The sequence below is a fragment of the Terrabacter sp. 2YAF2 genome (assembly GCF_052114705.1).
Lineage (GTDB): Bacteria > Actinomycetota > Actinomycetes > Actinomycetales > Dermatophilaceae > Terrabacter.
The window spans coordinates 1-13,483 of the sequence record NZ_JBFRFG010000017.1 but is presented as its reverse complement, the minus strand read 5'-3'; the positions used below and the strand labels follow the sequence as shown (position 1 = coordinate 13,483).

Genomic DNA, 13,483 nt, shown 5'->3' with positions numbered 1-13,483 from the left:
GTGTTCCGGCTGGCCGAAACCGCCCGATTGGGCGACGTGGTGCGCGGGGTGGGTGAGCGACTGGCCGGGCGCTGGCTGGGGGTGTCCAGGTTCCGGGACGTGGCCGGGCTGACGGCCCGCTCGCTCCGCATCCAGACCAGTCCGCGCACCCTGGTGTACGCCGGTAGGGCCAGCGCGACCTTGGTCGACCTCGACACCGCCCTGCGCCACTACGAGCAGGCGCTGTCGATTCGGCGGAAGTTCGGCGACCGCGCCGGTGAGGCCGCCACGTTGAGCAACATCGGCGCCCCGTCCACGACCGCCGCGGCGACGGCGACACTGCTCTGCGCTACTACGAGCAGGCCCTCCCGATCCTGCGGGAGGTCGGCTACCGCGGCGGCGAAGCCGCGACCTTGAACAACATCGCCAGCGTCCACGACAGCCGCGATGACGGTGACATCGCCCTGCGCTACTTCGAGCAGGCCTTGCCGATCCTGCGGGAGGTTGGCGCCCGCGACGGTGAGCAACATCGGGCTGGTCCACCTCCGCCGGAGCGATCTCGACACCGCGCTGCGCTACTACGAGCAGGCCCTGCCGATCCTGCGGGAGGTTGGCGATCGCGCCGGCGCGGCCACCACCCTGACGAACATCGGCGCCGTCCACCACGGACGCGGCGACGGCGAGAGCGCTCTGCGCCACCTCGAGCAGGCCCTGCCGATCTTGCGGGAGGTCGGCGACCGCGCTGGTGAGGCGGTGACGCGGTTCAATGTCGCCATGGTCCTTCGAGGTCGTGGCGGACTCGAGCAGGCGATCCGCGAGCTGGAACAGGTGGTGGAGCTCGACCGGGCGGTGCAGCACCCTGACCTGGCCTCGGACACCGCGATGCTGAACCAGGTCCGCGCCGAGCTCAGGGAGCAGCACCGGAGGTACTCCGACGGCCAGTGAGGTCGGGCGGCTCGAGGTATTCCGGCTGGCCGAGGGCGCCCGATTGCGCGACGGGGTCCGCGGGGTCGGTGACCGGTTGGCCTGGCGCTGGCTGAGGGTGTCCCGCTTCCGGGACGTGGCTGGGATGACCGCCCGCTCGCTCCGAATCCGCATCAGTGCATCCACCCTGGTTCGCGGTCTGTGCTCCTGGGACGGCCAGCCAGTGACACGGGGCGAAACCGTGGCGGTTTTCGTAGCCGCGCAACGACGGAAGGCCGTCCCCCGGCCCTCAGCTGAGGGCCGGGAAGGCCGCCGTCAGGCCGAAGTGCTCGCGCCACCGTTGGCCCGTAGGGTGCGGTCCATGACATCGCGTCCGCGCAGCGAGGACCGGCGCAACTCTCCGCGCCTGGACGGCCCGCACTCCACAACGGCTCGCCACCTCTCGTCGGCCCTGCACCAGCTCGTGGAGACCTCCCGTCCCGCATGGGACGAGGCGGATGCGGCGCGTCGTCGCTGGTGCGTGCAGCAGGTCGCGAACGCGCTCGGCGTTGACGTGGAACTGGTCGCGCCGACCGTGCGACTGACCCGGCGACCGGCCCCGGACAGGTCGGTGACGTTTCTCCTCCCTGTGGAGGAGGAACTCCCTCTGCGCGGCCGTGACAGGCGAGCGGAGAAGCGCTACTCCGGCGTGCAGATCGTGCATGACGACAGACAAGAACCGCCGTGGCGGCTCAGCTTGGGCACCTACGGCCTTTGGGAGATTGATCCTGACGAGCCACAGCCCGACCACTTCCGCCCCACCCAGTTCGAGCCCTACTTCGTGTGGTTCGCCGAGGAGCTGACACCCGACGTGCTGGCCCGGGCGGCAGGCAACTACTGCCCCGCCCACGCCGACCGTGACGTCCGCACCAGCAGCAGGTGGGGTCGTCAGACGTACAACCAGGAGGGACGTGCTCGCCCAGATCTGGTTCTCCTCCATGAAACTGGTCAGGGCGATGGAGAAGGACGCGTAACCACGCGTCGGGAGACACCCTGGATCGGTCCTGCTCGAGGATGCCTCAGGTTGTCGGTGTGGCGGGAGGGAAGGGTGCGGGCTGAGCCTCGGTCCGGTCGTCGAGCGCTGCCGACCAGGCGTCCAGCAGCTCCTGTGCCGGTGAGCCGGGCTCGACGGGCAGGGCGACGACCTCGCGGGCGCTGCCCTTGCGCGCCATCTGTGCGTCCTCGGCGGACATGGCCACCGTCAGCGGGTCCAGGTTTCGCCAGTCCAGGTGCGCGAGATGGTCGCGTCGCAGCATGCCCGCGTAAACCGGCTCGACGCCACCGGTGCTGCCACCGATCCCACTGCGAATGACCAGGACGCGGACCTCTGTGGCGGTGACCGCTACGGCCAGGGCCTCCTTGGCGGTCGCCAACACCGTCGAGGCGATAGCAGTGGCGTACAGGGAGCTGCGGTCGGTCTTGGTGCGCTTGCGCAGCGTCGGCTTCCCGCCGGGGGTCGTGTCCGGACGAACGTCCGGGACCAGGTCGATGCCGCCATAGGTGACGACCGCCGTGACGTACCGGACGCCGGTGTCGGCCTCGGCGTCGACGCAGGTGGAGTCGCTGGCGTTGTCCGCGAACGCGTCCTCGACGGCCTCGATCACCGTTTGCGGGTCGTGGTCGACCAGCGCCTGCCACTGCTGGTCGAGTCGGCACTGCTCGAGCTGCGCCTCGACGAGCGCGCCGGTGTGCCGGCGCTGCGCTTCGGCGGTGGCCTGCTGCGCCGCCCAGGCCTTCGCCTCCCGGCGCTCAGACCGCTTCCAGAAGGGCACCGCGGCGATGGCGATCCGGTGCAGCTCGCGGCGGACCGCCTTGACCTCGGCTGGCCCCGGGGCGGCGGGGACGGCCACGACGCGGCGTGTCGATTCGGGGAAGTCCTCGTGGTGCAGCGTAGTGAGGGAGCGTTCCACCGCGGCGACGGCCGCGACCTCCTGGGCGCGTTCGGCTGCCCGGGCTTGGGCCTGATGCTGCGCGACGGTGGGCTGCCGCGGGCGCGGCGAAGCACCCGCCGTCCGGGTCGAGGCGCCCGACGACTGGGGCCAAGAGCCGGACGAGGCTCGCGTGGAGGTGCGGGCCCGGCTGCTGCGTGAGCCGCCTCCGACGGCGGTGGAGACGGTGAAGGGCCCGGCCCCGCTGGAGATGCGGGTCCTTCCTGCGCCGACCTGGACCCGGGCGGCGCGGGGGCCGATGCTGGTACGCACGCCCCTGCTGGAGGCGCGCACGCGCACCCCGGGGGCGAGCTTGAAGCTGACACCGAGGCCCATCTACCGGCCCTGCCTTCCCTGTACCGCACCCGGCGGTACGTCTGATGTTGTGGTTGCCATGGACGGGCTGGTCAGGCGGCGCGCCAGCGTGCGCGGGTGTCGCCGGACTTGTATGAGCAGCGCATCAGCGTGCCCGCGCTCGTGTAGCCGAGCGCGCCCGCCGGCGAGCAGAACGCACCAGGGTGCACCCCCTGACGGGGCGACGGCGCGGCCGGCGAGGGCGAGGGGCTGGGCTGCGGTGCCGGCCTGGGAGCCGGCGTGACGGTCGGGTGCGGGGCGGGCGCGACGGTCGGCTTCGGCGCGGGCGGCGCGTAGATCGGGAAGCCGCCGAGCTTGGCCACCGACACCGCCGGGACTGGCGTGTCCGGGCAAGTCGTGAGGACGCGGGCCACGGCGACGCGCTCCGCGGCCGTCACGGCCAACTCGTACCGGGCCTTGACGGCGATCTGGCGAGCCACGTACATGCACCGGTACGACATCGCGGGCGGCAGCCAGGTCGCCGCGTCACCGCTGCCCTTGGAGGCGTTGACCGACGCGGACACCGCCGTCAGGTTCAGAGTGTCGTTGGCGAACGCGGTCCGCTTCGCCTGTGGCCACCCGGCGGCGCCCTTGACCCACGCGTCAGCCAGTGCGACGACATGATCGATCTGCACAGCCGAGCTGGAGGAGGCGCCGCTGGTGAAGGCCACCCGCGCCCCGGTGTACGGGTCCACCAGGGCGCCCGTCATGACGGCGCACCCGTTCGTGCCCGCCTTGAGCGTCAGCGAGCGAAGATCGCGTCGGAGGGTGTCGTTGCGCTGGTCGCAGCCGTTGCGGTCGGTGTCGCTCCACACGGCACCGAACGCCTCGCGGGTGTAGCCGGTCATCGGGCCGCGACCCTTGACCGTCAACGTGCCCAACCCCGCGAGCGCCGTGCCGGGTCGGGCCTGCCCGATGGCGGCGGTGACCGGGTCGGTCGGCGACGGGCTAGCGGTTGCGATGGTCGAGGTCGGGGAAGCGGTGGCCGGCTCGGTCGTTGCGGAGTCCGTCGCCGGCAACGGGGTTGCGGGCGCTGGTGCGGCTGGCAGAACCGTCTGCGAGGTGGGGACGGACGCCGGCGACGGGGACAGCGCCCCGCCGACCGACACGGCCACCAGCGCACCGACCAAGGCGACCGCAGCGGCGGCACGGCTCGGTAGGTGAGCCCACCGGACCTGCCCGCGGATGAGGGCCACGATGGCGACGAAGAAGGCGAACATCCCCGCGAAGAGCAGCGCACCGCCGATGCCAGAGATCAGACCCGCGAGCGTGGTGACGGCCAGGCCACCCCAACCGGCTACCGCGAGCATGCGGCCGCGGTCGGGGCTGCCACCCTGAGGCGCGGAGTCGGCGACGAAGGCAGAAACCGCAGCGGCGGGCGGCCGGTTACCCGCGCCGCCGTGCTGCGGAGACCACGGCGTCGGTGGCTGCAGGGGTGCTGCACTCCCGTACGAGGCGCGCGCCGGCTGGGCTGGGGGCGACGCCAGCGATGAAGAGGCCGGGGACACGGCGCCCGGGGACTCCGGCGCGGTCGTCCAGAACTGCCAGCCGTCCGGAGCTGGCGGCCATACCGGGTCGGGCAGCCAGCCGGGCGGCGGCACCCAGCCGGTCGGAGGCGCGGGCCATCCTTGTGGTGCGTGGAACTCGACAGGCATTCGAACTCAGTGATCCTCGTGTTGCCGCAGGCACCTTGGCCCGTCTTCTCAGCGCTATGTCACCGGTCCCGACCGGTCGCGGTCAGAGCGGCATCTTTCTGTGGTTAATGTGGCGTGGGCATGTCTCTTCACCGGGGACAGCACTGCCATCAACAGCGGCGCTGCATTGAGCTGCCGTGCAGTCCCCATGGACGAGGGCGACCAGTCGACCTCGGCACGCCCGCTGCCTCGCATGCCGCAGGTTCTCGTGACCCCCGCTTCCCTGTGTGACCTGAGGCTACGTGTCAAGCACGCCGGCCGCTGCGAAATGCCTGTTTCAGGCATAGAGCGTCCCTTCCGGCGTGGTCTGTGCGGCTTGCTGCTAGCGGCGCCTCAGCTAGCAGAACGGCTCCACCGCCCCGAGGTCATGCGTCTTCTGCCAACGTCCGAGCACAGCCCTCTCGACCTCGCCTGAGGCACCGCCGGCACCACCACAGGAGCCCTGGCTGCCCTTCGCCGACCCAACCACATTCGTACACCAGTTCGATCCTTTGGCACACTGGAGAGATGGCGGGCGGTTCAGGACGGGGGCATGAGCACCCGATCCCGGAGCCTCCGCGTCCTCGGCGGCACTGCTGGGTGCGCGGGGCTGGGGACGCACCCGGTCCGCACGCCGGGATCGTGCTCGCCTGGGAGAAGCGGGACGCGACCTGGTTCGCGCTTGTTGCCTACTTCCTCGAGGGCGACCATGCCCTGATCCAGCAGTGGCTCCCGTCGGAGTTCGTGACGCCAGCCCAGCGCTGAGACAAGGCGCCTCGCTGGGTGGGCACGGAGCCCCACGCGGTGGTGCCGCACTTGTTCAGCCAAGCCCGTGAAGGTCTAGCGAGGTCTCTCCCTGACGGCTAGACCCGCCTCGCCCGCAGGGCGTCCGGCGGGCGTGATGGCCCGCTCACGGGCATCATGTGGCCGTGACGACTCCGACCTCTTCCACCGGGGACCTCCTCCCGCCTCCGGAGACCGAGCCCGGGGTCTCCCCCGGCCCTGCTGCCCAGGTCGGACGGCCGGACGGACACGGACACTTCGGGGTCCTGGATGAGGACGAGGACGGGCTGCTCTGCCACGAGTGCGGCAGGCGCTTTGTACATCTCGGGCTTCACGTTTTCAAGAGTCATGGGATGCAGGCACAGAGCTACAAGATCGAGCACGGCTTGCGTCGCTCGAAGGGTCTGGTGGCCTCGGCGGTGCGCGAGAAGCTCGCGGTGCGCTCGGCTGCCCAGTTGACCCGCAGGTCGGCGTTCCTGGCCAACCGGGACACCCGCAAGGCGACCGCAGCCCGGCTCGCCGCAGGGCAGCCGCTCTCCCCCGCCGGCGCCGCCGCCTCAGCAGCCGCCGGGCTCCGGCGCGGCGGCTCGCGGCGCCGCGGCATCGTCGTCGTCTGTCAGGAGTGCAGCGTCGAGTTCTGCCCGCTGTGCGGGGCATCGAAGCGCCGGTTCTGCTCCCGCTCGTGCGCCAGCCGTTACAACCGGCGCCGCGCTTCGCCGAACGCTGGTCCGCGCGCGCACGCGACGCAGCCGGCGCCTGACGATGCCGGCCTGGCATGAGTCCGCGCCGTGTGCGAGGTGTCTGTGTCGAGTGCGTCGAGCCCGCCCGGGCTCGGGGCCGTTGCTGGACGCACTACCGGCTCTGGAGAGCCGCAACCCCGGAGGAGCAGAGGGAACGGATACCCGACGGCGCCCTCGTCGCGGGCCAGGTCGCGGCGATGCTCGGCATCACCACCGCCTCGCTCACCCGGCGCATCGCGCGAGGGCAGCACCGGCCTGACGGGCGCACGAGCGGACGCAGCTGGTGGTGGCCGGCAACCGTCGCCGGGTGGGGCCTACACCGTCCATCCGCCGACGCGCTGGTCGTTACCGAGGTGGCAGCGCGGCTCGGGGTGAGCACCAGCCAGGTTCACCGGCTGGCGCAGAACCCGGGCCCTGCCGGCCGGCGGGCGGCACGGTGGCCGCGGGGCGTTCTGGTGGGACCGCGCCGCCGTGGAGCAGTACGAGCGACAGCAGCCAGGGGACGTGTTGTGGACGTCGGATCTGGCGCAACGGCTCGGTGTGTCGCGGGAGACGGTCCGCCGCCTCGCCCAAACCTCTCTCCGCCCGGACGGCGTCCACCGGGGACGCCGGTGGTGGCTGCCCAGCCGCATCGACGCCCTCTACCCGCCTCCACAGCGGGGCTCATCGGCGAGACGCAGCGACGGCGGTCGACCTGACCGATCCTGCACCAGTCCGGACGCGTGAACCGTCGCCGCGGAGACCTAGGTCCATGACGCACGACGACCAGGACCAGCGCATCGAGTCCCTGCAACAGCAGTTGTCCGAAGCTCGCGCCTGGGCCTGGAGTGAATACCACGGCTGGTACGACGGCCGGTGGCTCGCCACCCGCGAGGTGCCGACCGAGGACGGCGGATGGGACTGGCTCATCCCGGAGCGGCTCTCCACGGGCGTGGAGCCGCCCTCCCAGCCTTGGACCGTGGCGCTTCCCGGCGCCACGAGCCTCAGTGGTCCATGACCCGCCACGCTGGAACACGCATGCCGGCCGGCAGGGGTGCATGGTGAGCACATGGCTGTCGTGTCGTTGCAGGCGCCGGTCGCCTTGGCGCGGCGCGTCGATGAGCTCGTCCCTTCCAAGACCGCGGATCTGGTGTGGGAGCCGAAGTGGGACGGCTACCGCGCCCTCGTCGGTGGTGGCCGCATCTACTCGCGCAACGGCACCAACCTCACGCCGCTGTTCCCCGACGTAGCCCCGGTCCTGAGCGCACGACTGCCCAAGGACCTAGTGCTGGACGGCGAGGTCATCGCCTGGGATCCCGCCACGGGACGGCTGGACTTCGAGGGCCTGCAGGCCCGCATGACCGCCGGGCGACGGATCCGCGCCGTCGCCGCCCGCCGGCCAGCGCAGTTCGTCGTCTTCGACGTTCTCGCCGCCGGCACTGAGGACCTCCGAGGCCGACCACTGCGAGAGCGCCGGGCCCTGCTCGAGCGGACACTGGCCGGGATCGCCTCCCCTATCGTGCTGTGCCAGCAGACCGACGACCCCAGCCTCGCCCGCGAGTGGTTCGACACCCTGACAGCCGGCGGCATCGAAGGCCTCGTCATCAAGGACGCGAGCGGCACCTACCCCACCACACCCCAGCAACGGGCCTGGTGGAAGGTCAAGGCCACGGAGACATTCGACATGCTCGCGATTGGGTTCACCGGGGACGCGGCCGCACCCACCTCTCTGGTCCTCGCGTTCCCCGGGAACGTCGACGACGACGGTGGCCCGGTCACCGCCGGCTCGACAACAGCCCTGTCGAAGGCGGTCGGCCGATCGCTGGCGCCCCTGCTGCACCCGACCGGCGAGACGTTCGAGCGCACCTTCGCCTGGGGTTCAGCTGCGCCAAGTCGGGTGATGGTCGTCGCACCGTTCGTCGTCGAGGTCGACGCCGACGCCTCCGCCGCACCGGGCGTGCTGCGCCACGCAGCGCGGCTGCACCGCACCAGGCCAGACCTCGACCCCGGGGAGCTCTCCTGAGATTGGTCGCCGTGGGTGAAGGTGCGCCGCCGGACGTCACCTTCTGAGAACGCCCTCATATGCCGCCGATCGGTAGTGCCGACGAGTGACCGTCAGTCAGGAGTGTCTGTCTGCGCGGCGCTGGGCGGGCGTGTCCAAGTCGCCAGTCTCCGCGAGATTGAGCGCCACATCATGAAGCTTCTCGTTCAACGCGTTCGAGGCGTGACGCAGGATGTTGAAGGCGGCCTCCGGGGTGAGCTTGAGCCGTTCCATCAGGATCCCTTTGGCCTGGCCGATGACATCTCGGGTCAACAGGGCCTGGTGCAGATGCTCTGCCACATCCTGCAGGGCGTCCCGTTCGCGGACTGCCCCGGCGGCCATCGAGGCGTGCGCGGCTAGGAGCAACCCGATCTGCTGCGCCTCGTCGCTGAATGCGTCCGGCTTGATGCCGTAGGTGTTGAGCGAGCCGCTCGTGCCGGCGCTCCCCTCGCTCGCCGCTGCCAGGCGGTAGGAGGCCACGGAGTGCGCGCCCAGATCGACCGGACGGGATGCGAGCGTGGGCCAGCGGTTGTCGGGGAGCGACTTCGCATAGACCAGCGTGGTCTCGACCGCATCGAGGCAGGGGCCCTCCCGGGCGTCGTACTGGGCCTGGTCGACCGCCGATGCGGCCACGTCCGTTGTCGAGGCCGTGCGATAGCCCCCGTGCTCGCTGAGGGTGACGCTTGCCATCTCACACCCGGCGACGGTGCTGACCGCGGCCTCGGCGATGCGCTGGAGGACGGCGTCGTAGGAATCCGCGGCGTAGAGGTTCGCGGCGATGGTGGCGAACGCCGATGCGAGTCCCATGATCGGTGCCGCCTCCAGCCGTCGCTGTGTCGCATCGTCGCGGGCCCGGGCGGCGGCCACGCGTTCGGCGCCTGAACGCTCACGGGTCTGCCGTGCCTGCCCACGAATGGCGAGCGCATCGAGCCGGTGCGCGGTTGCCTCGGCCTGACGCGCCAGACCGAGCTGAGCTTCCCGGGCGTCCAGCTCACGTTCCCGCTTGTCCAGCGCTTGTTCTCGCGCGTCGGCCGTCAGGTCCCGCAGGTCCCCGGCCAGGTCTCGCTCGCCAGCCAGGTCGTCACGTCGGTCGCCAACGAAGTCGCGCTTCTCAGCTGCCCACTGGCGTTCCGCGTCGGGTGACTCTGTAGCCATCAGGTCGACCTCCTCAACGTCCGAGCCCGCAAACGACTCGATGCCGAGCCTAGCCGTGGCGTGGCCGGCCGCTACTGCTCGTGGCCCACCGAGGGCGCGACATTCGACCGTGGGTCAGGCCGGCTCTGCCACGGCCTGAAGCACCGGCGGCCCCAGCGCACGCCAGGGCGTCGGGGCACTCTCCCGGCGGGGCGGGCGCGCAGCGACACAGGCGGGATGGCGAATGACATCGTGGGAGGCGACGGGGCGCACTCGAAGGTGCTCTCAAAGCGTCCGCGTAGGTGATGCTGGCGTGCTCCCCAGTTCAGACAAACTGAGCGTTCGACCCAGGCGCCGGGTTCGGCGACCAGGCGGTGGATGAGGTCGCGGCGCTGCCGACCTAGGACGGGCAGACGCAGCAGAGATCGCCTCAGAGGCAGCGATACCTACTCCATGCAGGAGTGGGACCACGATTGAGGAAACGGTGCAATCCCGCCTGCCGCGAGCCGTGGCGCTCTACCGTGGAGGGCACACCGCGACGTTCGCGCGCCTGCAGGTGTAGTCAGGGACTACGTTGCATTGGGGTTCGACATGACGACATCGACGACGCCACTCGCGGCCGCGGACGTGCTGCTGACTCCGGCTGAGGTGGCTGCGCTCTTCCGGGTCGACCCGAAGACGGTCACCCGCTGGGCTCGGGCGGGTCGCCTCGAGGCGGTCCGCACGCTCGGCGGGCACCGGCGGTTCCACGCCGCCCAAGTGCACGCGCTGCTGGATCAGTCCGCCAGCGCCTAGCTCAGCCCGACCAGGGCCGGGTGGCCGACGTCTCGACGCCGAGCCGGCCGCAGCCGTGGGGCGTCCGCAACCAGGACGAGCGTCGCGATGGGATCGCATGTGACGCGCGGGGTGCCCGCGAGCTCGTGGCCGTCAAGCGCAGCCACGCCAAGACCCAACGAAAGCGTCCTCAGGTGCCGCCGAGCGGTCCTCCCGCGACCAGCAGCGGTGGGCGCGAGCGACAGCGGACCAGCCGGCCGACGGGGACACGTAGCGTCGGTGAGGTCCCACCAGTCGTCTACAACGCGAACGCCCACCGGGTCAGCAGCGCGTGCGCTTCTCGTAGAGACTGCGCGGGAACGACCTCGTGCGTGTCCGAGCTTCCGCGCCGCCGCTCGACCTGGAACGACCCGTCGGACAGCCGGAGCGCCTGCGCGTACGTCTGACCTGACGCGTCCGCGACTTTCTCGACGATGACCCACGAGCCCTCACCCGCGGCGAGGTCCTCGAGGAGCAACAGGAGGACGTCCTCGGACGGGTCGTCGTAGGCGTCGCCGTTCTCCATGACAGCTCTGAACGTGCGCGTAACCATACCTGTAGCCTCTCGCATGCCAGCGCCGCCACCACCATCGCCAACACCCGTCGCCATCGTGCGACGGTCACCACCGCCCGACCCGAACGCACCGACTCCACTCGAACGGACTTCGTTTCCTATCCGCCTCGGCGCCTCGAGACGTTCTTCCGGCGAATGGAGCCTCGCCCATCACCTCGACGACGAACTCAGGATCCCCATTCCCGTCTGCGGCGCCGGCCATGTGAGTCGGCTCCAGCGGCGCGTGCACGATGGTCCGTCCAGAGCCATGCTGCACAAGGGCTGAAACCCAACACGACTGTTGCGCCCGGGGACGACGCGCAGGTCTGTGGCCCGGCCGAGTCCGCATGGAGCGCTGCCCATCAGGTCACTCGACGGGCCCTGAACCGCGGATCATGCACCTCAGGGCCCCGGTGCTTCCCAGTACCGGGCGAGGTCAGTCAGGGTCAGTCGACGTCGTGGACGAGGGTGGCCGAGATGACCGTCGACGGAGCTGCGCTGAGCAGGTCGCCGAGTTCGTTCTGCGCATCATCTCGCGTCTGCCTCACGGCCTCAGCGTGCTCTCTCGTGTCCCAGGTGGACACCGAGGTGAAGGTCGTGTCGTCGACGACCATGACGGTGCTGACGTGGCCCGGCAGGTCATGCAAGAGCTTGCCGTACTTCCGTCCGATCTGCTCGGCCTTACTTGCGCTATCGGGCTTCAGCGGGAACGTGGTGTGGCGCGTGTACATGGCGACCTTCCTGGTGCCAGACGCGGTGCCTGGGCACGTTCGCAGTGTGTTCCTTGGCGCTCAGGATGGACAAGGGACAAACGGGCCACGGATCGAGGCAGTCTCGAAGCCGGGAGCACTGGGCATCGCGAACGTGGCGGAAGCGATCTGCGTGGGGTACACAGATGTACTTGGGACCGGTACGCCGACCGAAGGGAACGTGTCGCGGTTCGCGCCCGCCGGCGACGCCTCCCCCGGGCCACCCAGAATCGACGCCATCTCCGCCCCTTGCTTGCTGGAGGACGACGATGCCGCCGGTGCAAGGCATACAGGAACGACACGGGGATGACACGCTCAGGCGACCCGAGCGTGGCGTAACCGGACATGCCGCATGTGGATCCCCAGCGTCTTGACCCCTATTCGCTTTCGGTGTTGCTGACGGGTGCGCTTTCCGGTGTTTCTAGGCCGCGGCTCTCCTCGGGGGAGCCGCGGCGCCATGCCAGGCCCTTCCGTGCGCCAGGCGCGTTTGACGACTACCTCTTGTTGCCTTGCGAGAGCCCCTGGGCAGGGGTTCGAGCCGGTAGACCGCGAACCAGGTGCGGAGGGGTTTAACGGTGGTACATCTTGGGATACCGCTCGCCGCACCGGCGGGCACCGACTCCTCAGGAGTGATCATGGGCGATATCGCCGCCAAGGTCGACAAGGCTTACGAGACCGTCTCTCTCAGCGAGCTGGCTGACGCGCCGGTGGATGCGTTGCAGGGTGTGAGCGCCGGCGACGCGGAGCACCTCAAGGCCGCCTTCAACATCAAGACGGTTCGGGACCTGGGCACGAACAAGCACTTCCTCTGGGCGCAGGCGATCGCGAAGCTGGCCGAGTAGACCAGGAGCGAGTGGCCTCTCCCTTTTCGTGCTACCGCCCCACACCCTGCAAGCGGGGCCTGGACGTTCGGCGGTGACGCAACGCTCGGCGTGTTCACGCTGAGGCTCAGCACTCTTTCAAGAGGAACGAGAGAACCATGCTCAAAGGCTTCAAAGACTTCATCTTGCGCGGCAACGTCATCGACCTGGCCGTCGCCATCGTCATCGGCATCGCCTTCGGCAAGGTCATCGAGGCGTTCGTGACGATCATCATGGACCTGGTCGGCAAGCTCGGGGGCACCCCGGATTTCTCCAACTGGGTCCCCGGCGGGGTCCACGTCGGCGCCTTCATCACGGTGCTCATCAGCTTCCTGATCGTCGCCGCCGCGGTGTACTTCATGGTCGTGCTGCCGATGAACAAGCTGGCCGAACGCCGCGCCCGCGGCGCAGAGCCGGCCACCGAGGCACCCACGGAGGAGGTCCTGCTGCTGACCCAGATCCGCGACTCGCTCCAGGTCCGCTGACCAGCGACCACGTCAACCGGCGCCGGTGCCGAGCCGCCAGGGGCTCGGCACCGGCACGGGACGGTCCGTCCCGCGGCGCGGGCGGATGTGCCTATGGCTACCGATTTCTCCAGTGGCGCCGGGACCCTGGTGGCCCTCTAGCTCTGCGCCGGGAGGGGCGAGTTCGCGGCATCGCGACGGCGTAGGGCACTGCCGCCGGTATAGGTGGAGGCGGCAGTGCCGTTCGTGCTAGCACCCGCTGGGAACGGCTTTGGGGGTCCTGCCGGCTCGGCCGGTGCCTCAGAAGGTCCCGAACGCACGTGTGGCGTCTGCCCGGCCGGCACGGGGCCTCACTCCTCGGCGCGGGCCTCAAGGTCTGCCAGGAACTCCTGCACGGCAGGCTCTCCACCGCTGCGGAACACATGGACCACTGCCTCGTCGACGATCATGGAGCAGGCCTCCGACGCGGC

At 70.3% G+C, this 13,483-nt stretch carries 13 protein-coding genes and 1 pseudogene; 9 read left to right on the top strand and 5 right to left on the bottom strand.

Translation table 11 applies throughout. The features are described from left to right. Window positions 1-323: 323 nt before the first annotated feature. Window positions 324-437 (top strand): annotated as a pseudogene (locus AB4030_RS17135) (hypothetical protein); the annotation flags it as partial. Window positions 438-498: 61 nt separating this feature from the next. After that, window positions 499-924 (top strand): tetratricopeptide repeat protein, encoded by a 426-nt coding sequence (locus tag AB4030_RS17130; RefSeq protein ID WP_442280414.1) that lies wholly within the window; start codon window positions 499-501, stop codon window positions 922-924. 1,037 nt (window positions 925-1,961) lie between these two features. On the opposite strand, the gene AB4030_RS17125 is transcribed toward AB4030_RS17130, so the two are convergent. Both AB4030_RS17125 and AB4030_RS17120 read right to left on the bottom strand, forming a co-directional pair. After that, window positions 1,962-3,206, bottom strand: coding sequence for a DUF4236 domain-containing protein (locus AB4030_RS17125; RefSeq protein ID WP_442280413.1), 1,245 nt, complete (start codon window positions 3,204-3,206; stop codon window positions 1,962-1,964). A gap of 71 nt (window positions 3,207-3,277) precedes the next feature. Continuing rightward, window positions 3,278-4,534, bottom strand: a complete 1,257-nt coding sequence (locus tag AB4030_RS17120; protein WP_442280412.1) for an HNH endonuclease family protein — start codon at window positions 4,532-4,534, stop codon at window positions 3,278-3,280. 1,005 nt (window positions 4,535-5,539) lie between these two features. On the opposite strand from AB4030_RS17120, the gene AB4030_RS17115 reads away from it, so the two are divergent. The 4 genes from AB4030_RS17115 (at window position 5,540) to AB4030_RS17100 (ending at window position 8,422) form a co-directional block, all read left to right on the top strand. Then, on the top strand, window positions 5,540-5,662 hold the full coding sequence (locus AB4030_RS17115) for a hypothetical protein (RefSeq protein WP_442280411.1): 123 nt from the start codon (window positions 5,540-5,542) through the stop codon (window positions 5,660-5,662). Window positions 5,663-5,820: 158 nt separating this feature from the next. Then, complete coding sequence (locus AB4030_RS17110) at window positions 5,821-6,459, top strand: MucR family transcriptional regulator (protein ID WP_442280410.1); 639 nt, start codon at window positions 5,821-5,823, stop codon at window positions 6,457-6,459. A gap of 712 nt (window positions 6,460-7,171) precedes the next feature. Continuing rightward, a complete protein-coding gene (locus AB4030_RS17105; protein WP_442280409.1) occupies window positions 7,172-7,417 on the top strand; it encodes a hypothetical protein in 246 nt (81 codons plus the stop codon). 36 nt (window positions 7,418-7,453) lie between these two features. After that, the gene (locus AB4030_RS17100) at window positions 7,454-8,422 is read left to right on the top strand and encodes an ATP-dependent DNA ligase (RefSeq protein ID WP_442280408.1); all 969 of its coding nucleotides are present in this window, start codon (window positions 7,454-7,456) and stop codon (window positions 8,420-8,422) included. A gap of 96 nt (window positions 8,423-8,518) precedes the next feature. Here AB4030_RS17100 and AB4030_RS17095 read toward each other — a convergent pair whose 3' ends face one another. Further along, window positions 8,519-9,595 carry an ANTAR domain-containing protein gene (locus tag AB4030_RS17095; RefSeq protein WP_442280407.1) on the bottom strand — a complete coding sequence of 359 codons (1,077 nt, stop codon included), beginning with the start codon at window positions 9,593-9,595 and terminating at the stop codon, window positions 8,519-8,521. A 570-nt stretch (window positions 9,596-10,165) separates the two neighbouring features. On the opposite strand from AB4030_RS17095, the gene AB4030_RS17090 reads away from it, so the two are divergent. Next, on the top strand, window positions 10,166-10,369 hold the full coding sequence (locus tag AB4030_RS17090; RefSeq protein ID WP_442280406.1) for a BldC family transcriptional regulator: 204 nt from the start codon (window positions 10,166-10,168) through the stop codon (window positions 10,367-10,369). Window positions 10,370-10,646: 277 nt separating this feature from the next. Here the strand turns inward: AB4030_RS17090 and AB4030_RS17085 are convergent, their stop codons facing one another. After that, window positions 10,647-10,940, bottom strand: a complete 294-nt coding sequence (locus tag AB4030_RS17085; protein ID WP_442280405.1) for a hypothetical protein — start codon at window positions 10,938-10,940, stop codon at window positions 10,647-10,649. Between the two features lie 446 nt (window positions 10,941-11,386). Continuing rightward, the gene (locus AB4030_RS17080) at window positions 11,387-11,671 is read right to left on the bottom strand and encodes an antibiotic biosynthesis monooxygenase family protein (RefSeq protein ID WP_442280404.1); all 285 of its coding nucleotides are present in this window, start codon (window positions 11,669-11,671) and stop codon (window positions 11,387-11,389) included. Window positions 11,672-12,324: 653 nt separating this feature from the next. Between AB4030_RS17080 and AB4030_RS17075 the strand changes: the two genes are divergently transcribed. Next, on the top strand, window positions 12,325-12,531 hold the full coding sequence (locus AB4030_RS17075) for a hypothetical protein (RefSeq protein WP_442280403.1): 207 nt from the start codon (window positions 12,325-12,327) through the stop codon (window positions 12,529-12,531). 137 nt (window positions 12,532-12,668) lie between these two features. Beyond that, entirely contained in the window at window positions 12,669-13,034 is a 366-nt protein-coding gene (gene mscL, locus AB4030_RS17070; protein ID WP_442280402.1) for a large conductance mechanosensitive channel protein MscL, read from the top strand. Window positions 13,035-13,483 lie beyond the last annotated feature (449 nt).